Source organism: Pseudoxanthomonas sp. PXM04, from assembly GCF_014851695.1.
Classification (GTDB): Bacteria; Pseudomonadota; Gammaproteobacteria; order Xanthomonadales; family Xanthomonadaceae; genus Pseudoxanthomonas_A; species Pseudoxanthomonas_A beigongshangi.
The window spans coordinates 244,306-264,714 of record NZ_JACVAG010000003.1 but is presented as its reverse complement, the minus strand read 5'-3'; the positions used below and the strand labels follow the sequence as shown (position 1 = coordinate 264,714).

Below are 20,409 nucleotides of genomic sequence, written 5' to 3'. Positions count from 1 at the left end.
AGGAACGCCGTGGACTCACGGCGCGTAGCGGGTGAACACGTAGTCGCGATCGCTCACGCGGGCGGCGTGGCAGGCATGGCAGGTGCGATGCTGGGCTTCATCGACCGGACGCCCGTCGATGAAGCGCCCATAGCCCCAGCCGCCGGTGGACGCGTAGCGCTTGGAATCCTTGACCATCACCTGCACGGTGGTGGCGGCGCCGGGAATGGAGGCCGGTTCGAAATCCGGCGATTGCTCATGTTTCCAGGCCCGCTTGACCAGCACGCTGCCGTCGGGGAAGGGGCGGATGTTGTCGCGGTAGGCGCGCATGGCGATCGGGTTGCCGACGATCACGCGCAGTTCGTCCAGCGGCGCGGCTTCCTGCGCGGGCGCCACCAGCGGCCAGTCGCGGTAGCCGTCCGGCAGTTGCACGCCATAGATCGGCGCGGCGGGCGAGCGGCTGCCGTCGCGTGCTTCCACGATACCGATCAGGCCGAGCGTCAGCGCGGCGGCGCCGAACACGCCGGCGGCAATCAACAAGCGTCTCATCGCGCACCTCCCTTCGCGTGGGCCAGGTGGGTGGCGTCGATGACCGCCTGCACGAAGGCCTCCGGCGCTTCCTGCGGCGGGTTGTGGCCGATGCCGCCTTCGAAGGTGCGGTGCTCGTACTTGCCGGTGAATTTGCCGGCGTAGGCCTGCGGCTGCGGGTGCGGCGCGCCGTTGGCGTCGCCTTCGATGGTGATGGTCGGCACGGTGATCGCCGGGGCCTGTGCCAGTTGCTGCTCCAGTGCCGCGTACTTCGGTTCGCCCTCGGCCAGGCCCAGCCGCCAGCGGTAGTTGTGCACGACGATGGCGACGTGATCCGGATTGTCCAGCGCGGCGGCGCTGCGCGCGAAGGTGGCGTCGTCGAACTTCCAGCGCGGCGAGGCCAGCTGCCAGATCTGGCGGGCGAAGTCGTGCGTGTACTGGGTGTAGCCGGCGCGGCCGCGATCGGTGGCGAAGTAGTACTGGTACCACCATTGCAGCTCGGCCTGCGGCGGCAGCGGCTTGCGGCCCGCGTCCTGGCTGCTGATCAGATAGCCGCTGACCGCGACCAGCGCGTTGACCCGCTCCGGCCACAGCGCGGCGACGATGTCGGCCGAGCGCGCGCCCCAGTCGTAGCCGGCCAGGGTGGCGCGCGGAATCTTCAGCGCGTCCATCAGCGCGATGACGTCGGAGGCCAGCGCCGCCGGCTCGCCGTTGCGCGGCGTGTCGGCGGAACGGAAGCGGGTGCTGCCGTATCCGCGCAGGTGCGGAACGATCACCCGGTAGCCGCGCGCGGCGAGTTGGGGCGCGACCTGGGCATAGCTGTTGATGTCGTAGGGCCAGCCGTGCAGCAGGATCACCACCTCGCCCTTGGCCGGCCCCAGATCGGCGTAGCCGATGCTGAGATCACCGGCGTCGATTTGCTTGTCGGCGATCAACGCGGGCGTGGCGGTGCTGGCCGGTGCTTGGACCGGCGCGGCGGCGGCGTTGCCGGACGCGAGCAACGCGGCCAGCAGCCAGGACACCAGGGGCAGGCGGCGGAGGGAGGAAGTCGGAGCGATGGAAACGGTGTTCATGGCGATGCCTCGATGCGAAGGGAGGGGTCAGAGGGTCTTGCGCAGCGGCCGGAACGCGGCGCGCAGTTCGGCACTGAACAGCTGCGGCTGTTCCCAGGCGGCGAAGTGCCCGCCCTTGTCGAGCGAGTTGAAGTAGTAGAGCGAGGGATAGGCGCGCTCGGTCCAGCTGCGCGGCGCGCGGTAGATCTCGCCGGGGAACACCGAGACCGCCACCGGCACGGTGATGCGATCGGTCTTCTGCGCGGTGGCGCTGAAGTTGTTGTTGTTGTTTTCCCAGTAGAAGCGCCCGGCCGAGGTCGCGGTGCCGGTCAGCCAGTACAGGCTGATGTCGTCGAGGATGGCGTCGCGGCCGAGCACGCGTTCGGGCTGGCCGTCGCTGTCGGTCCACTGCGCGATCTTGTCGTACATCCACGCGGCCAGGCCGACCGGCGAATCGTTCAGCGCATAGCCGATCGTCTGCGGCCGGGTGACCATCATCGCGCCGTAGGCGGCGTTGCGGCCGAAGAACGCGCTCAAGGCCTGGAATGCCTCGCGCTCGTCGGCGGCCAGTCCGGCCGGCGGCGCGGCGCCGGCGTTGATCGCCGCCATCAGATCGCCGGGCACGGTGGCCGGCATGGTCAGGTGGATGCCGCGCAAGCCCGGCGGCGGCTGCCGGCCCATCGCGTCGGAGATCACCGAACCGTGATCGCCGCCCTGCGAAACATAGTGGTGGTAGCCGAGGCGGCGCATCAGCTCGTCCCATGCGCGGCCGACCCGCTCCGGCCCCCAGCCGGTGGTGTCCGGACGCGAGGAGAAGCCGTAGCCGGGGATCGACGGGATGACCACGTCGAAGGCGTCTTCGGCGCGTCCGCCGTGCGCGGTGGGGTTGGTGAGCGGATCGATGGCGCCGAGGAATTCGAGGAAGGAGCCCGGCCAGCCGTGGGTCAGGATCACCGGCAGCGCATCGGCATGGCGCGAGCGCACATGGATGAAGTGGATATCCACGCCGTCGATGCGGGTGATGAACTGCGGCAGGTGGTTGATGCGCGTTTCCAGCCGCCGCCAGTCGTAGTCGCCGCCCCAGTAATCGACCAGCGTGCGCAGCGTCGCCAGCGGCAGGCCCTGCGAGGTATCGGCGACGGTTTCGCGATCCGGCCAGCGGGTGGCGCGCACGCGCCGGCGCAGATCGGCCAGGTCCTGTTCGGACACCTGCGCCCGGAACGGGCGGATGCGGTCATCGCCCAGCGACGTGGCGGCGCGCACGGCGGCCGAGGGCAGCAGGGCAAGCAGTCCCGCGCCGGCCGCGGCGGCGGCGGCCGAGCCGAGCAGGCGACGGCGTTCGAGATCGACGGGGAAGCGGGCATCGGACAGCGACATGGGAATCTCCTGAGGGGGAAGGGCGTGCGGATACGGGGAAATCGGCGGGACTAGATCGAGAAGCCGCCGTCGAGGGTCAGGCTGGCGCCGGTCATGTAGCCGGCCTCGTCGCCGGCCAGATAGGCGGCGAGCGCGGCGACTTCGTCGGGGTGGCCGATCCGCTTGAGCGGATTGCGATCGGCCAGCACGTCAACGATCCCGGTGGTGATGTCGGTGTCGATCGGACCGGGCTGGATGTTGTTGATGGTGATCCGGCGCGGTGCCAGATCCAGCGCCAGTTCGCGCACCAATGTGGCCACCGCGGCCTTGCTCATCGCGTACACGCTGCTGCCGACCACACCGCCGCGCACGGCGGTGTTGCTGCCGATGGTGATGACGCGACCGCCGTCCACCATTTGTGCCGCAGCGGCCTGGATGGCCAGGAACACGCCACGGATGTTGATCGCCAGCATCTGGTCCAGCATCTCCAGCGGAAACCGATCCAGCGGACTGCCGCGGTAGACGCCGGCATTGATCACCGCGACCTGCAGCGGGCCGAGGCGGGCGGTGGCATCGGCCACCGCCGCGGTGACCGCATGCGGGTCGGCGCTGTCGGCCTGTATCGCGATGGCCTGGCCACCGGCGGCCCGGATGCCGGCAACCACCTCGGCCGCCTTGTCGGCGCGCGAGGCATAGGTCAGCGCCACCGCATGGCCCTCGCGTGCCAGCCGGCGGGCGATCGCGGCGCCGATGCCGCGGGATCCGCCGAATACCAGCGCGGTCCTGTTCGAAGTCGAAAGGTCTTGGCTCATGTGCGTGTCCTCGTGGGGAGCCGGCGGAGGCCCCGTCGGCGATGGGGTCATTGCACGCCCCGGGCGTATCGGCGACGTGTCCCCGCAAGCCCGCATTTGTCAGCCAAGCCGGGGAAAACCGGCGGTCGATACATTCGGATACAAAGCGGCCGGCGGCCGACACCCGGCGGATACAGCGCGGCGGTGCAATGGCGCACCCCAACCCGAGGAGTGTTCCCATGCTGCGTTCGCTATCGCTTTCCCTGAGCCTGTCGCTGGCGGCCCTGTCCGCCGCCCTGCCCGCCACCGCCGCGCCGCGCGCGGATGCGCAGGCGCCCACCGTCATCCTCGTCCACGGCGCCTTCGCCGACGCCTCCAGCTGGGACAAGGTGGCCGAACGCCTGCGCCAGCGCGGCGTGCCGGTGGTCGCGGTGGACAATCCATTGAGTTCGCTGGGCGACGACGTGGCCGCCACCCGCAAGGCGATCGCCGCCGCGCCGGGCAAGGTGGTGCTGGTCGGCCATTCCTGGGGCGGCACGGTGATCACCGAAGCCGGCGACGATCCCAAGGTCTCCGGCCTGGTCTACGTGGCGGCGTTCGCACCGGATGCGGGCCAGACTTCCGCCCAGCAGGGCGAAGGTTTTCCGGTCGCGCCTGGCCTGCAACAGTTGCAGGAACGCGACGGCTGGCTGTCGCTCTCCCCGGCCACGCTGGCCAGCGATTTCGCCCAGGACGTGGCGCCGGAAGAATTGCGCCAGGTCGAAGCGCACCAGTTGCCGCTCAAGGCCAGCGCGCTGGGCGAGGCGGTGACGACCGCCGCGTGGAAATCGCACCCGAGCTGGTACGTGCTCTCGCGCAACGACCGCATGCTGTCGCCGGAGTTGCAGGCCGCCACCGCGCAGCGCATCGGCGCCCATCTGCGTGCGACCGATGCCGGCCACGTGTCGCCGTTGTCGGCGCCGGACGCGGTGAGCGAGGCCATCCTCGAAGCCAGCGGCCTGCCGTCCGCGCAAGCCACCGGCGGCCACTGAACCGCATCGCGCTGCCCACCGTGTGCCCGCTTTGAAGGAACGGGCACACGGTCAGGCGCTAACATTCGACATCCACATAGAACCACCGGCCCCCGCGGCCGGATTTCCGGAGCAGAAGACGCATGTCATCCCACACCGATCATGTCCTGGTGGTCGACGACGACCGCGAGATCCGCCAGATGGTGGGGGACTACCTGCGCCGCAACGGCCTGCGGGTCAGCCTGGCCGCCGACGGGCGCGAGATGCGCGCCACCCTGGACACCAGCGACATCGACCTGATCGTGCTGGACGTGATGATGCCCGGCGAGGACGGCCTGTCGCTGTGCCGCAACCTGCGCGCCGGCAAGCACCGCACGGTGCCGGTGGTGCTGCTGACCGCGCGCGACGACGAGACCGACCGCATCATCGGGCTGGAGATGGGTGCTGACGACTACGTCACCAAGCCGTTCTCCTCGCGCGAGCTGCTGGCGCGCATCAACGCGGTGATCCGCCGCGCGCGGATGCTGCCGCCCAATCTCCAGGTCAGCGAGGCCAGCCGCCTGATCGGTTTCGGCCAGTGGCGACTGGATACCACCGCGCGCCACCTGCTCGACGCCGACGACACCGCCTACCCGCTCAGCGGTGCCGAGTTCCGGCTGCTGCGGGTCTTCATCGATCATCCGCAGCGCGTGCTCAGCCGCGACCAGCTGCTCAACCTCACCCAGGGCCGCGATGCGGAACTGTTCGATCGCTCCATCGATCTGCTGGTCAGTCGCCTGCGCCAACGCCTGGGCGACGGCGCGCGCGAGCAGACCTACATCAAGACCGTGCGCAACGAAGGCTACGTCTTCAGCCAGCCGGTCGTGCTGGTTGGCGAGGAATCATGAATACGCCCTCGCCATCACCCTTGCCATCGCGCGCCGGGCGCTGGCTGCCGCGCACGCTGGGCGCGCGGGTGCTGCTGATACTCGCCACCGGCCTGCTGCTGGCGCATGCGCTGTCCTTCGCCCTGCTGTTCTACGAGCGCGCCGCCGCGACGCGCTCGATGATGCTGACCAGCCTGGAGCAGGACATTCCGTTGAGCGTGGCGCTGCTGGAACGCCTGTCGCCGGCCGAACGCGCGCGCTGGGTGCCCAGGCTGGAGCGTCGCACCTACCGCTACCTGCTGCGCCCGGCGCAGCCCGGCACGCCGCTGGCCAACGATCGCGCGCGACAGGTCACCACCGCCATCGACGATGTGCTGATGCACCGCTATGCCCTGCGCCCGCGCGCGGTGTCGAGTTCGCCCGAGCGCTACGAGGTGGAGCTGACCCTGGCGGACGGGCAGCCGCTGACCATCGAAGTCACCCCGTCGCTGATGCCGATCGCACGCTGGTTGCCGTGGGTGCTGGCGGCGCAGGTGCTTCTGCTGCTGGGCTGCGCCTGGATCGCAGTGCGCCTGGCGACGCGTCCGCTGGCCCGCCTGGCCGCCGCCGCCGAGGGCATGGATCCCGCCGGACCGCCCGAACCGGTATCGCAGGAAGGTCCGGCGGAAGTGGCCAAGGCGGCTCGCGCGCTCAACGTCCTGCAATCGAGGGTCGCCGCGCACGTGTCCGAGCGCACCCAGATCCTGGCCGCCATCTCCCATGATCTGCAGACCCCGATCACGCGCATGCGGCTGCGCCTGGAAGCGATGGACGAAAGTCAGTCGCAGATCCGCCTGCTCGAGGACGTGGATCAGATCAGCCAGCTGGTGCGCGAAGGCGTCAACTACGCGCGCGGCGCCAATGTCGCCACCGGGCCCGCGGTGCGGCTGGACGTGGGCGCGTTCCTGGACAGCCTGGTGGGCGACTACCAGGACATGGGCAAGCCCGTGCAACGCCTGGAAGGCGACAGCGCGTCTTTGAAAACCCATCCGCAGGTGCTGCGCCGCGTGGTGCAGAACCTGATCGACAACGCGCTGGCGTATGCCGGCGGCGCGGAGACGCGACTGCGGTTGGATGACGCGGGGCGCGTATGCATCGACGTGCTCGATCGCGGCCCCGGCATTCCGGAGGACAAGCTCGACCTCGTGCTGGAACCCTTCCAGCGACTCGAACCCTCACGCGGCCGCGCCACCGGCGGCACCGGCCTGGGCTTGGCCATCGCCCAGCAACTCGCGCGCGCGCTGGGCGGCCAGGTGCAACTCGGAAACCGGGAAGGGGGTGGTTTGCGGGCGACGGTGGTGCTGGGTGTGTCTCTATGACCTGATGAGTCGGCTGATCAGGGTCGGAACGCGCCGACTCGACCCTCAGTGCCGTTCGATGGCGGCCAGAATGGCGACCTGCGAATCCGGTCGTAGCTGACCGCGGCGTGCTTCCAGCAGAGTCAGCAGCGTCTGGCGTGAATGGGAACCCAGTGGCACGTGGCGGTCGCTCGTCTTGACCCAATCCGAGATCGCTTCATTCCACCAGGATTGGCTCTTTTCGCTCGCGGTCGGGAATTGCAGGAGCAGCAACAGCCCTTGCCAATGGTTGAGTTCCTTCAGGAGCTCGCGCAGGTTTCCGGGTGCCATGGAAGAAACCGAGGACATACCCACAATGGTGAGGACACGACTGACATCCATCGAAACAAGTCCGGCGCTCACGAGCCTGCGTAATGGGCGCAAGAGGCGGTTTCCACCCATCTCGAGAAGCATTGCGAGTTCCGCATCGTTGGGTTGGCCTCCCGCCTTTACGAGGCCACGCAAGGCGTGTGCGCGGGTCAAGCCGCCGGGTACCGAAAGCCAGCGCCGCATTCGTGCGTCGTCCTGTGGCTGCGCATGATCCGCCAAGGCGGCCAAGGCATTTGCCGCCATGGGCGCATCGGCATCCAGCGTCGCGCGCCAATGCTGTACCGGATCCTCGGAGAATCGATTTTGAAGAATGAAACCCGCGCGTGACCGCACGCCCGCCGAGCCATCCAGCAGCAAGGGAAGCAGGCTGTCCCGAGAAAGCTCACCCTCGAGTTCGGACAGCAATTGCAACGATTCCCGTCGGATGATCGGCGACGAGGCTGTCAGACCAGACGCAGCGCGTGCCCGGATGCCGACATCATCGTCTCCTGCGGATTCCCTGACATAGCGAAGCGCGTGCAGGCCGATGCGAGGATCGACATCACGGATCGCCAGATCGACAAGGTCGAGGCCAAGCTCTATTTTCGCTTCCAGGCTGCACTTGATGGCCCAGGCGCGTATCGGCGCGTACCGGCTGCCGATCATCTTGCGCAGCGATGACCGAGACTGCTCGCGAAGCATCCAGCCTTCCACATGTTCCCGGAACCAGTGTGGCGAGACGCGTTCGCGGGACCGCAGCCTGAGCACCATCGGCCAGAGGGCAACGACATCCTCGTCGTCGCAAAGCGGAAGCAACCGCTCGACGGTCTCCTGTGCCCCCCGCTGGACCTCGTCAACCCAGTCGGCGCAGCGGATCAGCGCGGCGGCCAAGGTCAGATAGCCGGGAAAAGAGGGAAGAACGCGGAGGGCCGCCTCGCGTACCCGGCCGTCGGGATGTCCTGCCGACAAGAAGAGCAAGGATTGGCGGAGCAGCGGATCGAGTCCGGAATTCAGAAGATGACGGACTCCGTTGCTTGGCCAATCTCCGTAGAGCGGAGATGTGTATCCACGCAAGCGCTCATCAACGTCGAAAAGCCTGTTCGGCGGCAGACTCGGCAGATAGCTTCGCACTTCATCCACCCGCAACCCGGCTCCAGGTTTCGCGGAAAGCCAGGCGACGCAGCTACGCAGGCTTGATTCCTGTGTTTCCGCAAAGCGCGAGGCCATCGGGTTCGCGCCAAGACCCGAGAACCAGGTGCGCAAGCGCTCCATGCTCATTCGACTATTCCTCCCGTTCAACGCGTTGAAGCCGACAGCAGACAATGGCCCCGGCGCATGGGGTGCGTTCCGATAGGCCCTGCATGCACCATAAGGCAGGCGAGCCGGCAGCGCACGCCTGCGGACACGGTGCCTGTCGTCCCCGGCTGTCAGGTAAATGCGGATCCCTTGTGTCCCGCGCGGCGTGGTGAGCCAGTCAACGAACCACTGCGCGATGCGGTAGGATCCTGTGCCCCGCAAGCAGGTTTTCGATGCCATGAGCCATTCCGACGACAAGCCCGGCAAGGTCAGCCAGGAGCAGGCCGAGGACGCGGTCCGCGTGCTGCTGGAGTGGGCCGGCGAGGATCCGGCGCGCGAGGGCCTGCTGGACACGCCCAAGCGGGTGGCCAAGGCGTATCGCGACTGGTTCAGTGGCTACCGGATGGATCCGCGCGAGTATCTGGCGCGCACCTTCGAGGAAGTGGCCGGTTACGACGAGATGATCGTGTTGCGCGACATCGAGTTCGAGAGCCATTGCGAGCACCACATGGCGCCGATCATCGGCAAGGCGCACGTGGGTTACCTGCCCAACGGCAAGGTGGTCGGCATCAGCAAGCTGGCGCGGGTGGTGGACGTGTACGCGCGTCGCTTCCAGGTGCAGGAGAAGCTGACCGCGCAGATCGCGCAGTGCATCCAGGACGTGCTGCAACCGCGCGGCGTCGGCGTGGTGATCGACGGCGCGCACGAGTGCATGACCACGCGCGGCGTGCACAAGCGCGGCGTCAGCATGGTCACTTCCAAGATGCTGGGCGAGTTCCGCGAGGACGCGCGCACCCGCGCCGAATTCCTGCGCTTCATCGAGACCGGCGGCCGCCGCTGAGTGCCGCCGGCCAGTTGCGCGCGGCTGTGTCGCGGGCTGGCCCGGACAGGTTCGCGAGGCCGGCCTGCCGCGAGGCGCGCGGACATGATCCCCACGCAATGCCATCGGAGGGCTGTCGCATGATCCACCCCGTATCCATTCGTTTTCGCCTGCTGGCATGCCTGCTGCCGGTGTTGCTGGCGGCTTGCGCTTCTCCCACGTCATCCGGACCGGTGACTCCGGCGGGACCGCTGGACGTGACGGCGCTGTTCGCCGACGCGCTGCATTGCCGCACCGATTTCCCGGATGGGCGTGATCCGGCATTGGCCGAACGCTTGCGCGCGTCTGGCGTCGAAATCACCGACCGCGCGCCTGGCGAGATCATCGACCTGCTGTACCGGTTCCGCGAACCGTTGAAGATCGACGGCACCGAGATTCCCGCCATCGTCGTGCGCGGCGACAGCGGTGTGGCGGTGATCGCGCAGGCGCGCGGCGACATGGAGGATTTCGTCCGTCATGTGCAAGCCACGCCGCACGCACCAGAGCGGGCGGCGATCGACGGTTTCGGCGAACTGGACGTGCAATACAGCCGTGTCATGCCGCTGCGTTCCGGCGTGGATGCGACCGCACCGCGCCTGGTGATCGGGCGCGGCATCGAAGCTGCCGCCTACGCGTTCCGCTGGGGTTGCCGTTCCTACGACGGTTGAGCGTATTCGTCCCTGCGGGTGTGATTTTCAGATGCGGCGCGTGACATTGAAGAGTCCATCGACTCGAACCGGGCGTGGCGCCCGCACAATGGCGCTTTGTTTTCAGGAAATGCCGATGCCATGGCGTCATGCCAAGCCGGCTCGCATCTTGCGCCTTCTGGCCTGCGGACTGGGTCTGCTGGGAGGGACAGGGGCCGCGATGGCCGCCGATGAGCCCTACCTGCAACTGGAAGCGCGCCTGGCCGATGAGCCCTACCAGTGGCAACTGCCCGATGGCACGGTGATTCGCAAGGGCCTCAGCGACACGGCCGCGCGGGTCACGGTGGCGCCGCGCGAGGGTCACGAGGACTACGTGCTGGAGATGATCTGGGGCCGCTTTCCGGTGAAGGTGCCGGCGCACTGCTGGCCGTTGCCGGCGGCCCGGTTCGAAGGTTGCGTGACCATCCGCCCGCGCGAGGATTCGGCGTGGCAGCGCGAACAGGCCGAGACCTTCGAACGACAGGACGCGGTGCGCCGGCAGAACCGCGAGACGCGCGTCGCCTGGGCGAGCGAGCATGTCGGCCTCAAGCAGGTGCCGCGCATCGTGGAAAGCTCGCTGGCCGAGCATCGGCGCTGGCTGGCGACGGACGCGGGGCGCGCCGGCCCGGATGCATTTTCCTGTGGCCGGCTCAAGCCCGCCGTGGCCACCGCGCCCTCGCAGGACGCGTTGCCGCGCCAGGCGATGCTGGATGACGAGCCCGGTGCGGTCGCCGCATATGCGCAGGCCGCCCGCGGCGGCAACTGGCGCGCCGCCGCGGGCCTGTTCGACGCGATGCTGGCAGACGAGGATTTCGAATCGGCCCAGGTGGTCGTGGCTTGGCTGCTGAAACAGAAGATTCCCGCCGGCTACAACAAGCTCGCCACGCTGCTGGTGGCGACGTCCGGGTATGACGGCGGCTCCGGTGGCGCTAGTGCATTGGTCGAGGGCCTGCGCCGGCATGCGGCGTGGCTGGGGGATCCGGCCGCGCAGATGGATCTGGCGAATCTTCTCGACGACGCGGGCGACGAAGCCAATGCCGCCCGTCTGCGTGACTGCGCGGTTGCGCAGAACCCGACGCTGGCAAGGTAGGGCGCGCGACACCGGTGGCGCGTGCATGGATGCCGCGCCGCTGCGATGATGGCGCGGATGAAACCCGTTCCCGATGCCTGTCCCTGCGGCTCCGGCACCGCCCATGCCGCCTGCTGCGGCCGATACCATGCTGGTGAAGCCGCGCCTGACGCCGAAGCGTTGATGCGTTCGCGTTACAGCGCGTTCGTGCGCGGCGATGAAGCCTACCTGCGCGCGAGCTGGGATCCGGCGACGTGCCCGCCGGACCTCGGACTGGACGCGCCCGGCGGCGTGCGCACCCAATGGCTGGGCCTGACGGTGAAACAGCATCGCCTGACTGGCGAGAACGCCGCCGGGGAACGCACCGCCGAAGTCGAATTCGTCGCGCGCTATCGCGTGGGTGGCGGCGCGGCGGTGCGTCTGCATGAGCTCAGTCGTTTCGTGCAAAGGGATGGCCGCTGGTTCTACGTGGACGGCGATCACCGCTGAGCCGGGGCGTCGGGTGCGGCACAGCGCGCCGTTCAGGCATGTGGTCGCCAATCGACAACGGGCAGGGCAGAGTAGGGTTCCCCACTGGCCAGGGAGGCCCGCCGATGAAACCGCTGCTGCTGTGGGCGCTGCTGGCGCCGCAGGATCCGCCGCCGCTTCCACCCCCCGCGCCACCGGTGGGTCCGCCGGCGCAATCGACGTCCGCGCCTTCACCGCCCGCCGCGCCTCCCGTGCCGGTGCGGCGGGACCCGGTATTCGACGCTTGCCTGGCGAAGATCCGGCCGTTGGCCGCGGCACGCGGAATCACGGCGGACAGCTTTGATCGGCTGACCGCCGATCTGGCGCCGGATCTGTCCGTGCTGGATCTGCTGGATGCGCAGCCGGAGTTCACCACGCCACTATGGGACTATCTCGCCGGGCTGGTCGACGACCAGCGCGTGGCCGATGGCCGGGCCCAGCTCGATCTGCATCGCGATCTGCTCGCCACGGTGGGCACGCAGTCGGGCGTGGATCCGGCGACGGTGGTGGCGGTATGGGGCGTTGAGAGCGACTACGGCCGGGTGTCGGGCAAGCGCCCGCTGCTCGTTTCGCTGTCCACCCTGTCCTGCTTCGGCCGCCGGCAGTCGTTCTTCCGCGGCGAGTTGCTGTCGCTGCTCGGCCTGTTGCAATCCGGTGATCTGCGGGATCCGAACCTGACCGGTTCCTGGGCGGGGGCGTTCGGGCATACCCAGTTCATGCCCTCGACCTATGCGCGCATCGCGGTGGATCAGGATGGCGATGGCCGGCGCGATCTGGTCGACAGCATTCCAGACGCGCTGGGTTCCACCGCGGCCTATCTGCAACGCGCGGGCTGGCGCAGCGGCGAGCCGTGGGGCTACGAGGTGAAGCTGCCGCCGGGTTTCGATGCCTCGCTGGCGGGCCGCACGAAGCGGCGGCCGCTGTCGGACTGGCTGGCGCGAGGCGTCGCCCGCGCCGATGGCGGAGCGTTGATCACGGCGGATACGCCTGCGGCATTGCTGTTGCCGACCGGCGCGCAGGGTCCGGCCTTCCTGGTGTTCCGCAACTACGATGCGATCTACGCCTACAACGCCGCCGAAAGCTATGCGTTGGCGATTGCGCTGCTGTCCGATCGCTTGCGCGGCGGCGCCGGCTTGCTGACCTCGTGGCCCACCGACGATCCCGGCCTGTCGCGCGTGCAGCGCAAGCAGTTGCAGATGTTGCTGCTGGCACGCGGCCACGCGATCGGCGCGGCCGATGGCATGATCGGCACCAATACCCGCCGCGCCATCCAGGCCGAACAGCAGGCCCTCGGTCTGCTGCCTGCCGATGGCCGCGCCGGGCAGAAAATCCTGACCGCCCTCGAACGCGCCGGCCCGCCGGTCGCACCGCCCAAGAGTCCACCATGACCTCGACGCCCGCTTCCATCCACCTCGGCGACTTCAACGGCATTCCCGCCTGGCGGATCGACACGTCCGCCGTGCGCGCGGCGGTCAGCGTCCATGGTGGACAGTTGCTGGCCTGGCAGCCGGCGGGCTTCGACGAGGTGCTGTGGTGCTCGCCGACCACGCGCCGGCCACCGCAGGCGATCCGCGGTGGCGTGCCGGTGTGCTGGCCTTACTTCGGTCGCGACGGGCAACCCACCGACGCGCCGCAGCATGGCCATGCGCGCATCTCGGCCTGGCAGTTCGTCGACGCGGTGGAAGAGGACGACGCGGTGGTGCTGGATCTGGCGTTGCCGCCGGATCCGCGCACGCCCTTGCGCCTGCGCCAGCGGCTGCGCATCGGCGCCGTGCTGGAGCAGACGCTCATCACCACCCATGACGGTGACGCGGATATCGCCTTCACCCAGGCGCTGCACAGCTACTTCGCGGTGGGCGATGTGCGGCAGGTGTCCGTTTCCGGCGTGGATGGCCTGCGGTACGCCGACAAGTTTGATGGCAACGAGCACGCTCAGGCCGGCGACTGGCGGCTGGACGAACCGCGTGATCCCGGGCGCAGCGACCGCATCTACGCCGATGCCGGCGCGCGCTTCACCCTGACCGATCCGGTTGGCCGGCGCCGCATCGCGCTGGAAACCCGGGGCAGCCGGTCGCTGGTGATCTGGAATCCCGGCGAGGCCGGGACCGCCGCCATCGCCGACCTGCCGGCGCAGGGCTGGCGGGAATTCCTGTGCGTGGAAACCGCCAACGCCGGCGCCGATGTCGTCCGTCTGGCGCCGGGTGCGGAACATCGACTGGGGCAGCGCCTGTCCGTCTCACCTTTGTAGACGGGAGATCCACTACACTGCGGCACCTTTTTTCCGCCGTGCGTATCCCGTGACCGATGCCCCGCCTGTCAGCGGCCGCCGCGCCGCGCTGATCTTCATTTTCGTCACCGTCCTGATCGACATCCTGTCGTTCGGCGTGATCATTCCCGTGCTGCCCGGCCTGGTGCGCGAGTTCGTCGGTGGCGACTTCGCCAAGGCGGCCTGGTGGGTCGGCATCTTCGGCACCCTGTTCGCGATCATCCAGTTCGTGTCCTCGCCGATCCAGGGCGCGCTGTCGGATCGTTTCGGCCGCCGCCCGGTGATCCTGCTGTCCTGCCTCGGGCTGGGCGCGGACTTCCTGCTGATGGCGCTGGCGCAGTCGCTGCCGTGGCTGCTGATCGCACGCATCTTCTCGGGCGTGTTCTCGGCCAGCTTCACCACCGCCAACGCCTATATCGCCGACATCACTCCGCCGGAGAAGCGCGCCCAGGCGTTCGGCATGATCGGTGCGGCGTTCGGCGTGGGCTTCATCATTGGTCCAATCATCGGTGGCCAGCTGGGGGCGATCGATCTGCGCCTGCCGTTCTGGTTCTCGGCCGGGCTGGCGCTGCTGAATTTCCTGTATGGCTGGTTCGTGCTGCCGGAGTCGTTGCCGAAGGAAAGGCGCACGCCCCGGTTCGACTGGTCGCATGCCAATCCGATCGGTTCGCTGGTGCTGCTGAAGCGCTACCCGCAGGTGTTTGGCCTGGCAGCGGTGGTGCTGATCGCCAACCTCGCCCACTACGTGTACCCGAGCATCTTCGTGCTGTTCGCCGAGTACCAGTACAAGTGGAATGAAAGGCAGGTGGCGTGGGTGCTGGCGATCGTCGGTGTGTTCAGCGTGATCGTGCAGGCGGGGCTGGTCGGACGGATCGTGCCGAAGTTGGGCGAGCGCCGCACGCTATTGTTCGGCCTGGCCTGCGGCGTGGCCGGTTTCTTCATCTATGGGCTGGCCGAAGCGGGTTGGATGTTCCTGGTCGGCCTGCCGATCAGCGCGCTGTGGGGACTGGCCGGGCCGGCCACCCAGGCGCTGATCACGCGACAAGTCGGTCCGGAAGTGCAGGGCCGCATCCAGGGCGCGCTGATGAGCCTGGTCAGCCTGGCCGGCATCGCGGGCCCGATGATGTACGCCAGCACCTTCGCCCTGTTCATCGGCAAGAACGCGCCGGCGCATCTGCCGGGCGCACCGTGGATGCTGGCGTCGCTGCTGCTTTTCATCGGCCTGCTGGTGGGGTGGCGTTTCGCCCGGCCGGCGCCGGTATCGCACGCCTGATCATCCGGACCCGCCGAGGGACTCAACCTCCGGCACTGTTCGCCGTGCCCGTGATGGGAGATGCTCGCGCCGGAGACATACGGTGAGGTGACCCATGCGTGGAACGATATTGCTTGTCTTTGCAGTGGTACTGGCCGGTTGCGCCAGCCAGCCCGAGTACTACGACACCAACGCGGCGGTGGACATGAATCCGCTGTGCGCCGGCCGCCCGGACAATCCGAATGATCCGGTGTCGAAGGACTGCGAACGCACCAGTGGCGTGCGCTGGTCGCAGGATGAGAAGAGCAGCCAGCCGCTGGATCTGAGCGGGGCGAAGAAAAAGGACGACTGAGGCGCGTCGTCCGGCGAGCGCATTCCGCGCCGGGAGGCGGCCTGCCGGCGCGCAGGCCGGAGGCCACCTCCCTCCACCGCCGACCATGCCCCGGACGGGAGAGAGACTTCATTCGGGGCGTAGGCCGGCGATGCCGCGTCAGTCGTTTTCGACGTGGACGATCGCGCCGCTGGTGGCGTCCAGATGGATCTCAACGTCATTGCCGTCGGCGCGCTCGGCCTCGGCCTTCCACATGCCGTCGTCGAAATCGACGTCATGCACCTTGGAGTAGCCGGCGGTGGCCAGTTTCGCCTTGATGTCGTTCTCGCTGAAGTTGGACACCAGCGCCTCGGCCTTGATGTCGCCGTTGGCCGGATTCACGCGCACGTCGACGCGATTGCCGTCCGCACTGGTGGCGTCGGTCTCCCACATGCCGTCCTCGAAATCGAGATCGTCCATGCGGGTATAGCCTTTCTCGGTCAGCAGCGCCCGTACCTGCGGTTCGGTCATCGCGGCCTTGGCGGGATCCTGCGCCTGCTGGGTTTGCGCCTGCGCCAGCAGCGGCGTGGCGGCCAATGCCAGCGACAACAACCAGAGCTTGCGGGAAGGGCGGATGAAGGAAAGCGTCTGCATGGTTCGCTCCTGTCGGGAGGGAACCCAATCCTGCCGCCGTCGACTTCACCGGCGGATGAACCCGCTGGAAAGACGGCGTGAACCGTTCGGCGAAATGAAAACCGCGTGAGCGCGGCGTTCTATCCGCGTCGCCAGATCAACAGCGTCACGACGCCGGCGATCAAACCCCAGAACGCCGATCCGATGCCCGCGATGGTCAGGCCCGAAGCCGTCACCAGGAAGGTGATCAACGCGGGTTCACGATGCGATTCCTCGCGCAGTGCCGCCGACAGGCTGTTGCCGATCGTGCCCAGCAGGGCGATGCCGGCGATCGCCATGATCAGTTCCTTCGGGAACGCAGCGAACAGCGCGGCCACGGTGGCGCCGAAGATGCCGACCAGCACGTAGAACACGCCCGCCGCGATCGCCGCGACGTAGCGCCGATCCGGATCCTCGTGGGCTTCGCGGCCCATGCAGATCGCGGCGGTGATCGCGGCCAGGTTCAGCGCGAACGCGCCGAACGGTGCCAGCAGCAGGTTCGCCACGCCGGTCCAACCCACTGCCGGCGAGATCGGAATCGCATAGCCGGAGGCGCGGATCACCGCCACGCCCGGCACGTTCTGAGACGCCATCGTCACCACGAACAGCGGCAGCGCGATACCGAACAGCGCGGGCAGCGAGAAGCTCGGGAAGATGAAGATCGGCTTCGCCAGTTCCCAGCTCAGCCCGTCGGTCTTCAGCTGGCCGAGCCCGGCGGCGAAGGCGATGCCGACCAGCAGGGTGAGGATCACCGCGTAGCGCGGCAGCAGCCGGCGCGCGAGCAGGTAGACCACGAACATGGTCAGCGCCATGCCCAGCTGGGTCTTCATGGCGACGAAGGCGTCCAGGCCGAAACGCAGCAGCACGCCGGCCAGCATGCCCGAGGCCAGCGGCACCGGGATGCGGCTGATGGTCTTCTCGAACAGGCCGGAGAAACCGGCGATGGTGATCAGCCCCGCCGAGATCAGGAACGCGCCGATGGCATCGGACAGCGGCAATCCCGCCGCGCTGCTGATCAACATCGCCGCGCCCGGCGTGGACCATGCGGTCACCACCGGCATGCGGTAGCGCAGCGACAGGCCGATGCAGGTCAGGCCCATGCCCAGGCCGAGGGCCCACATCCACGAACTGATTTCCTCCGGCGACGCACCCAGCGACTGCGCGGCCTGGAAGACGATAACGGCCGAACTGGCGAAGCCCACCAGCACGGTGACGAAACCGGCGGCGACGGCGGACAGGGAAAGATCGCGCAACAGGTGGCGCGGCGGGGAAGCGTTGGACATGGAGATGCCACTCAACGGAACCGGGGCATTGTCGCCCAGGGATGCGGGGGGAAGAAGGTGTGGAGTGGTTGGGCAGGTGGAAATGGGGGGAATGCTGGGTTTGTGGTTCGTTTCAGTTTGCGGGTTGGGAAGTGCGGTAGTGCGGTTGCGCCGGGGGTTGTCATGGCTCGGCATTCATCCGCCTGGCCCCCACCCCAACCCTCCCCCGCGAGCGGGGGAGGGGGCTGTGTCCGAGTAGTGATGGATGGCAGCGCTTTGGCCCCTTCCCCCGCTTGCGGGGGAAGGCTGGGATGGGGGCGCTCGCAGGAAGCGTGATCCCGCAGCAGCGGAGCAAGCTCCGCTCTGCGCGATCGAACCGGGATGCGCGATCAGCGTTTCGTCGCGCGCAACCCCACCGCCGCCAGCCAGCGCCTGGCCACCATCGGCGAGGTCATGCACACCGCTTCGTCGGTGACGGTGGTGACCGCGCGCTCCAGCAACTGGATGTCGGCTTCGTGCTGGCGCGCCACGTGTGGATCCTCGAAGAAAATCACCCGCTGGCAGCGATGCTCCAGCACGCGATCGGCAATTTGCGCGTCGCCGCCCATCGGGCCGCTCTGGTAGCGCTCGGCCCAAGGTTTGTCCTGCGGCCAGCCGCGGCTCCAGGCCAGTTCGTTGAGGCGTTGGCCGGTGGTGCCGGTGGCGACGCGGTGGGCGAAGCGCGAGAGCTGATCGAAATGCTCGGCGGCGAAGGCCAGCATCTGCGGCTTCATCGCGTCGTGTGCGATCAGCGCCAGGGTCTGGTCCTCCAGTGCGTGGAAACGATCGGCACCGGCGTCCGGCGCGAAGCCGGCATGGATGCGTTCCATCTCCACCCAGTCGCGCGCCGAGGCGACGGTCGACAGGAACGGCTTGCCGTGGATCACGCATTGCCGCTTGAGCGCGATCGCTTCGGGAAAGATGGAAGAAGGATCCACCGGATCGATCAGGTAGATCGCGCCATCCAGATTCCGTTCGGCGCCTTCCAACCCGACCACTTCCGCGACCAGCTTCATCAGCCCGCCTTCGCGGCCATATGGATAGCGGCGCAGTTGTGGATAGTTCGCCAGCATGCCGGCGGCGGCGATCGCGTCGTAGGTGCGCCCGACCGCGTGCAGGCCCAGCTTCAGTTCGCGGATGCCGGACTCGCTGGCGCGCAGCCAGCGGAACAATGCGGCGTCTTCGTTGTGGTGGTGCAGGCGGTTGGCGGCAAGACCCAGGCGCATGGACGGGGCGTCGAAGGGAAAGCGCTAGTCTAGCGATCCCGCGTGCGCGGCACAGGTGGGCTCCGGCCCACCATTGCCATACCAATTCAACAACGCCCGCGAGTGAACGCGGTGGGTCGGTGTGAAGACCTATTCCGCCAGCATCTCCGCGATGCTTGCCGCCGCGTCGCGCCCTTCGGCGACCGCGGTCACCACCAGATCCGCGCCGCGCACCGCGTCGCCACCGGCGAACAGCTTCGGGTTCGTGGTCTGGAACGGCAGGCGATCGCCGCCACCGGCGACGATGCGTCCGTTCGGCGTGCCTTCCACGCCCTGCGTGGCCAGCCATTCGGGCACGCTGGGCGAGAAACCGAACGCGATGATCACCACGTCGGCCTCCAGCAGCGATTCGCTGCCCTCGATCGGCACCGCGCTCTGGCGGCCGCGCGCGTCCGGCTCGCCCAGGCGCGTTTCGACGACCTCCACACCGACGACCTTGCCGTCGGCGTCGCCGCGGATCGCCAGCGGCTGGCGGTTGAACAGGAAGCGCACGCCTTCCTCGCGCGCGTTGGCGACTTCGCGCGCCGAGCCGGGCATGTTGGCCTCGTCGCGGCGGTAGGCGCAGGTGACCTTGGCCGCGCCCAGCCGGATCGCGCTGCGCACGCAGTCCATGCCGGTATCGCCGCCGCCCAGCACCACCACGCGCTTGCCGGCCAGATCCGGCAGCGCCAGCTTGTCTTCCCAGCCGGCGATCGGTCGACCCCAGGGATCATTGCCGCCGACGATGCGGCCGTTCTGCACCAGGAACGGCAGCGCCGGCAGCACGCCTTCCAGATCCTGCCCTTCCAGCCCGCCATCGGTGTAGCGATAGGCGCCGGTGCCGAGGAACACCGCGTCGTAATCGGCCAGCAGTTCCTCCAGGCTCACGTCGCGGCCCACTTCCACGCCCAGGCGGAACTCCACGCCCATGCCTTCCAGCACCTCGCGGCGGCGGGCGATGACGCTCTTTTCCAGCTTGAAGGTGGGAATGCCGAACTGCAGCAGGCCGCCGATCTGTTCATAGCGGTCGTACACCACCGCGTGGATGCCGGCGCGCGCCAGCCGATCCGCGCAGCCGATGCCGGCCGGACCGGCGCCGATCACCGCCACCCGCTTGCCGGTCGGCTTGACGTCGCTCAGGTCCGGACGCCAGCCGTTGGCCAGCGCGGTGTCGGTGATGAACTTCTCGACCGCGCCGATGGTGACCGCACCGAATTCCTCCAGCGTGCAGGCGCCTTCGCACAGGCGATCCTGCGGGCACACGCGGCCGCAGACTTCCGGCAGCGGGTTGGTCGAATGGCAGAGCGCGGCGGCTTCCTCGATGCGGTTTTCCTGCACCAGTTGCAGCCACTGCGGAATCGCGTTGTGCACCGGGCATTTCCAACTGCAATACGGATTGCCGCAATCCAGGCAGCGCCCCGCCTGGTACTGCGCCTCGGGCTTGTCGAATTTCCCGTACAGCTCGCCCCAGTCGCCGGACGTGCGCAGTTCCAGCGGAATGCGCTGCGGCATGGTGCGGGGCAGTTCGAGGAACTGGAAGACGCTTTTCTTGCTCATGGTGGGGATTCGGGAATGGGGATTCGGGATTCGCGAAATCAAAAGCCAGGTGAACCGGGACCCGGAAAGTGGATGGGGATCGCGCTCCTGCAAATCCCGAATCCCGATTCCCGAATCCCGTCG

20 protein-coding genes are annotated in these 20,409 nt (G+C 68.3%); 11 read left to right on the top strand and 9 right to left on the bottom strand.

From position 1 onward, the window contains the following. Positions 1-15 precede the first annotated feature (15 nt). From IB228_RS09575 to IB228_RS09560, 4 genes are read right to left on the bottom strand one after another with little or no spacing between them, the layout of a single operon-like run. Complete coding sequence (locus tag IB228_RS09575) at positions 16-528, bottom strand: cytochrome P460 family protein (RefSeq protein ID WP_141454858.1); 513 nt, start codon at positions 526-528, stop codon at positions 16-18. After that, the gene (locus tag IB228_RS09570) at positions 525-1,580 is read right to left on the bottom strand and encodes an alpha/beta hydrolase (protein WP_192198216.1); all 1,056 of its coding nucleotides are present in this window, start codon (positions 1,578-1,580) and stop codon (positions 525-527) included. The genes IB228_RS09575 and IB228_RS09570 overlap by 4 nt, the downstream gene beginning before the upstream one ends. A gap of 27 nt (positions 1,581-1,607) precedes the next feature. Further along, positions 1,608-2,936 carry an epoxide hydrolase gene (locus tag IB228_RS09565; RefSeq protein WP_192198215.1) on the bottom strand — a complete coding sequence of 443 codons (1,329 nt, stop codon included), beginning with the start codon at positions 2,934-2,936 and terminating at the stop codon, positions 1,608-1,610. A 50-nt stretch (positions 2,937-2,986) separates the two neighbouring features. Then, positions 2,987-3,727 (bottom strand): SDR family oxidoreductase, encoded by a 741-nt coding sequence (locus IB228_RS09560; RefSeq protein WP_192198214.1) that lies wholly within the window; start codon positions 3,725-3,727, stop codon positions 2,987-2,989. 218 nt (positions 3,728-3,945) lie between these two features. Here IB228_RS09560 and IB228_RS09555 point away from each other — a divergent pair, with 218 nt between their 5' ends. The 3 genes from IB228_RS09555 (at position 3,946) to IB228_RS09545 (ending at position 6,940) form a co-directional block, all read left to right on the top strand. Further along, on the top strand, positions 3,946-4,737 hold the full coding sequence (locus tag IB228_RS09555) for an alpha/beta hydrolase (protein ID WP_183640010.1): 792 nt from the start codon (positions 3,946-3,948) through the stop codon (positions 4,735-4,737). Between the two features lie 122 nt (positions 4,738-4,859). Next, positions 4,860-5,603 carry a response regulator gene (locus tag IB228_RS09550; RefSeq protein WP_141454854.1) on the top strand — a complete coding sequence of 248 codons (744 nt, stop codon included), beginning with the start codon at positions 4,860-4,862 and terminating at the stop codon, positions 5,601-5,603. Then, on the top strand, positions 5,600-6,940 hold the full coding sequence (locus IB228_RS09545; RefSeq protein ID WP_192198213.1) for a HAMP domain-containing sensor histidine kinase: 1,341 nt from the start codon (positions 5,600-5,602) through the stop codon (positions 6,938-6,940). Before IB228_RS09550 ends, IB228_RS09545 begins: the two co-directional genes overlap by 4 nt. 45 nt (positions 6,941-6,985) lie before the next feature. On the opposite strand, the gene IB228_RS09540 is transcribed toward IB228_RS09545, so the two are convergent. Beyond that, on the bottom strand, positions 6,986-8,545 hold the full coding sequence (locus IB228_RS09540) for a hypothetical protein (RefSeq protein ID WP_192198212.1): 1,560 nt from the start codon (positions 8,543-8,545) through the stop codon (positions 6,986-6,988). Positions 8,546-8,801: 256 nt separating this feature from the next. Between IB228_RS09540 and folE the strand changes: the two genes are divergently transcribed. The 8 genes from folE to IB228_RS09500 all read left to right on the top strand — a co-directional run bounded on the left by folE (position 8,802) and on the right by IB228_RS09500 (position 15,554). Beyond that, a complete protein-coding gene (gene folE / locus IB228_RS09535; RefSeq protein ID WP_141454851.1) occupies positions 8,802-9,404 on the top strand; it encodes a GTP cyclohydrolase I FolE in 603 nt (200 codons plus the stop codon). A gap of 119 nt (positions 9,405-9,523) precedes the next feature. Beyond that, positions 9,524-10,090: a hypothetical protein gene (locus IB228_RS09530; RefSeq protein WP_192198211.1), complete on the top strand. Its 567-nt coding sequence runs from the start codon at positions 9,524-9,526 to the stop codon at positions 10,088-10,090. Positions 10,091-10,289: 199 nt separating this feature from the next. After that, the gene (locus tag IB228_RS09525; RefSeq protein WP_192198210.1) at positions 10,290-11,198 is read left to right on the top strand and encodes a hypothetical protein; all 909 of its coding nucleotides are present in this window, start codon (positions 10,290-10,292) and stop codon (positions 11,196-11,198) included. A 48-nt stretch (positions 11,199-11,246) separates the two neighbouring features. After that, on the top strand, positions 11,247-11,666 hold the full coding sequence (locus IB228_RS09520) for a YchJ family metal-binding protein (RefSeq protein WP_183640021.1): 420 nt from the start codon (positions 11,247-11,249) through the stop codon (positions 11,664-11,666). Between the two features lie 104 nt (positions 11,667-11,770). Beyond that, positions 11,771-13,072, top strand: a complete 1,302-nt coding sequence (locus tag IB228_RS09515) for a lytic murein transglycosylase (RefSeq protein WP_192198209.1) — start codon at positions 11,771-11,773, stop codon at positions 13,070-13,072. Next, positions 13,069-13,932, top strand: coding sequence for a D-hexose-6-phosphate mutarotase (locus IB228_RS09510; protein WP_192198208.1), 864 nt, complete (start codon positions 13,069-13,071; stop codon positions 13,930-13,932). Before IB228_RS09515 ends, IB228_RS09510 begins: the two co-directional genes overlap by 4 nt. Positions 13,933-13,981: 49 nt before the next feature. Beyond that, on the top strand, positions 13,982-15,223 hold the full coding sequence (locus IB228_RS09505) for a TCR/Tet family MFS transporter (RefSeq protein WP_343205554.1): 1,242 nt from the start codon (positions 13,982-13,984) through the stop codon (positions 15,221-15,223). 94 nt (positions 15,224-15,317) lie between these two features. Further along, positions 15,318-15,554, top strand: a complete 237-nt coding sequence (locus IB228_RS09500; protein ID WP_183640030.1) for a hypothetical protein — start codon at positions 15,318-15,320, stop codon at positions 15,552-15,554. Between the two features lie 138 nt (positions 15,555-15,692). Here IB228_RS09500 and IB228_RS09495 read toward each other — a convergent pair whose 3' ends face one another. The 4 genes from IB228_RS09495 to IB228_RS09480 form a co-directional block, all read right to left on the bottom strand. Beyond that, positions 15,693-16,166: a PepSY domain-containing protein gene (locus tag IB228_RS09495; protein WP_192198207.1), complete on the bottom strand. Its 474-nt coding sequence runs from the start codon at positions 16,164-16,166 to the stop codon at positions 15,693-15,695. A gap of 119 nt (positions 16,167-16,285) precedes the next feature. Next, positions 16,286-17,467: a benzoate/H(+) symporter BenE family transporter gene (locus IB228_RS09490; protein WP_192198206.1), complete on the bottom strand. Its 1,182-nt coding sequence runs from the start codon at positions 17,465-17,467 to the stop codon at positions 16,286-16,288. A 368-nt stretch (positions 17,468-17,835) separates the two neighbouring features. Continuing rightward, positions 17,836-18,711 (bottom strand): methylglyoxal synthase, encoded by an 876-nt coding sequence (locus tag IB228_RS09485; RefSeq protein WP_192198205.1) that lies wholly within the window; start codon positions 18,709-18,711, stop codon positions 17,836-17,838. 129 nt (positions 18,712-18,840) lie between these two features. Then, complete coding sequence (locus tag IB228_RS09480) at positions 18,841-20,286, bottom strand: FAD-dependent oxidoreductase (RefSeq protein ID WP_192198204.1); 1,446 nt, start codon at positions 20,284-20,286, stop codon at positions 18,841-18,843. Positions 20,287-20,409: the final 123 nt, after the last annotated feature.

Coding starts and splice junctions, on each gene's coding strand:
- IB228_RS09540 (WP_192198212.1), bottom strand. CDS start 8,545: ATGAGCATGGAGCGCTTGCGCACCTGGTTCTCGGGTCTTGGCGCGAAC.
- IB228_RS09555 (WP_183640010.1), top strand. CDS start 3,946: ATGCTGCGTTCGCTATCGCTTTCCCTGAGCCTGTCGCTGGCGGCCCTG.
- IB228_RS09500 (WP_183640030.1), top strand. CDS start 15,318: ATGCGTGGAACGATATTGCTTGTCTTTGCAGTGGTACTGGCCGGTTGC.
- IB228_RS09495 (WP_192198207.1), bottom strand. CDS start 16,166: ATGCAGACGCTTTCCTTCATCCGCCCTTCCCGCAAGCTCTGGTTGTTG.
- IB228_RS09575 (WP_141454858.1), bottom strand. CDS start 528: ATGAGACGCTTGTTGATTGCCGCCGGCGTGTTCGGCGCCGCCGCGCTG.
- IB228_RS09570 (WP_192198216.1), bottom strand. CDS start 1,580: ATGAACACCGTTTCCATCGCTCCGACTTCCTCCCTCCGCCGCCTGCCC.
- folE (WP_141454851.1), top strand. CDS start 8,802: ATGAGCCATTCCGACGACAAGCCCGGCAAGGTCAGCCAGGAGCAGGCC.
- IB228_RS09550 (WP_141454854.1), top strand. CDS start 4,860: ATGTCATCCCACACCGATCATGTCCTGGTGGTCGACGACGACCGCGAG.
- IB228_RS09530 (WP_192198211.1), top strand. CDS start 9,524: ATGATCCACCCCGTATCCATTCGTTTTCGCCTGCTGGCATGCCTGCTG.
- IB228_RS09520 (WP_183640021.1), top strand. CDS start 11,247: ATGGCGCGGATGAAACCCGTTCCCGATGCCTGTCCCTGCGGCTCCGGC.
- IB228_RS09480 (WP_192198204.1), bottom strand. CDS start 20,286: ATGAGCAAGAAAAGCGTCTTCCAGTTCCTCGAACTGCCCCGCACCATG.
- IB228_RS09525 (WP_192198210.1), top strand. CDS start 10,290: ATGGCCGCCGATGAGCCCTACCTGCAACTGGAAGCGCGCCTGGCCGAT.
- IB228_RS09560 (WP_192198214.1), bottom strand. CDS start 3,727: ATGAGCCAAGACCTTTCGACTTCGAACAGGACCGCGCTGGTATTCGGC.
- IB228_RS09490 (WP_192198206.1), bottom strand. CDS start 17,467: ATGTCCAACGCTTCCCCGCCGCGCCACCTGTTGCGCGATCTTTCCCTG.
- IB228_RS09515 (WP_192198209.1), top strand. CDS start 11,771: ATGAAACCGCTGCTGCTGTGGGCGCTGCTGGCGCCGCAGGATCCGCCG.
- IB228_RS09565 (WP_192198215.1), bottom strand. CDS start 2,936: ATGTCGCTGTCCGATGCCCGCTTCCCCGTCGATCTCGAACGCCGTCGC.
- IB228_RS09510 (WP_192198208.1), top strand. CDS start 13,069: ATGACCTCGACGCCCGCTTCCATCCACCTCGGCGACTTCAACGGCATT.
- IB228_RS09545 (WP_192198213.1), top strand. CDS start 5,600: ATGAATACGCCCTCGCCATCACCCTTGCCATCGCGCGCCGGGCGCTGG.
- IB228_RS09485 (WP_192198205.1), bottom strand. CDS start 18,711: ATGCGCCTGGGTCTTGCCGCCAACCGCCTGCACCACCACAACGAAGAC.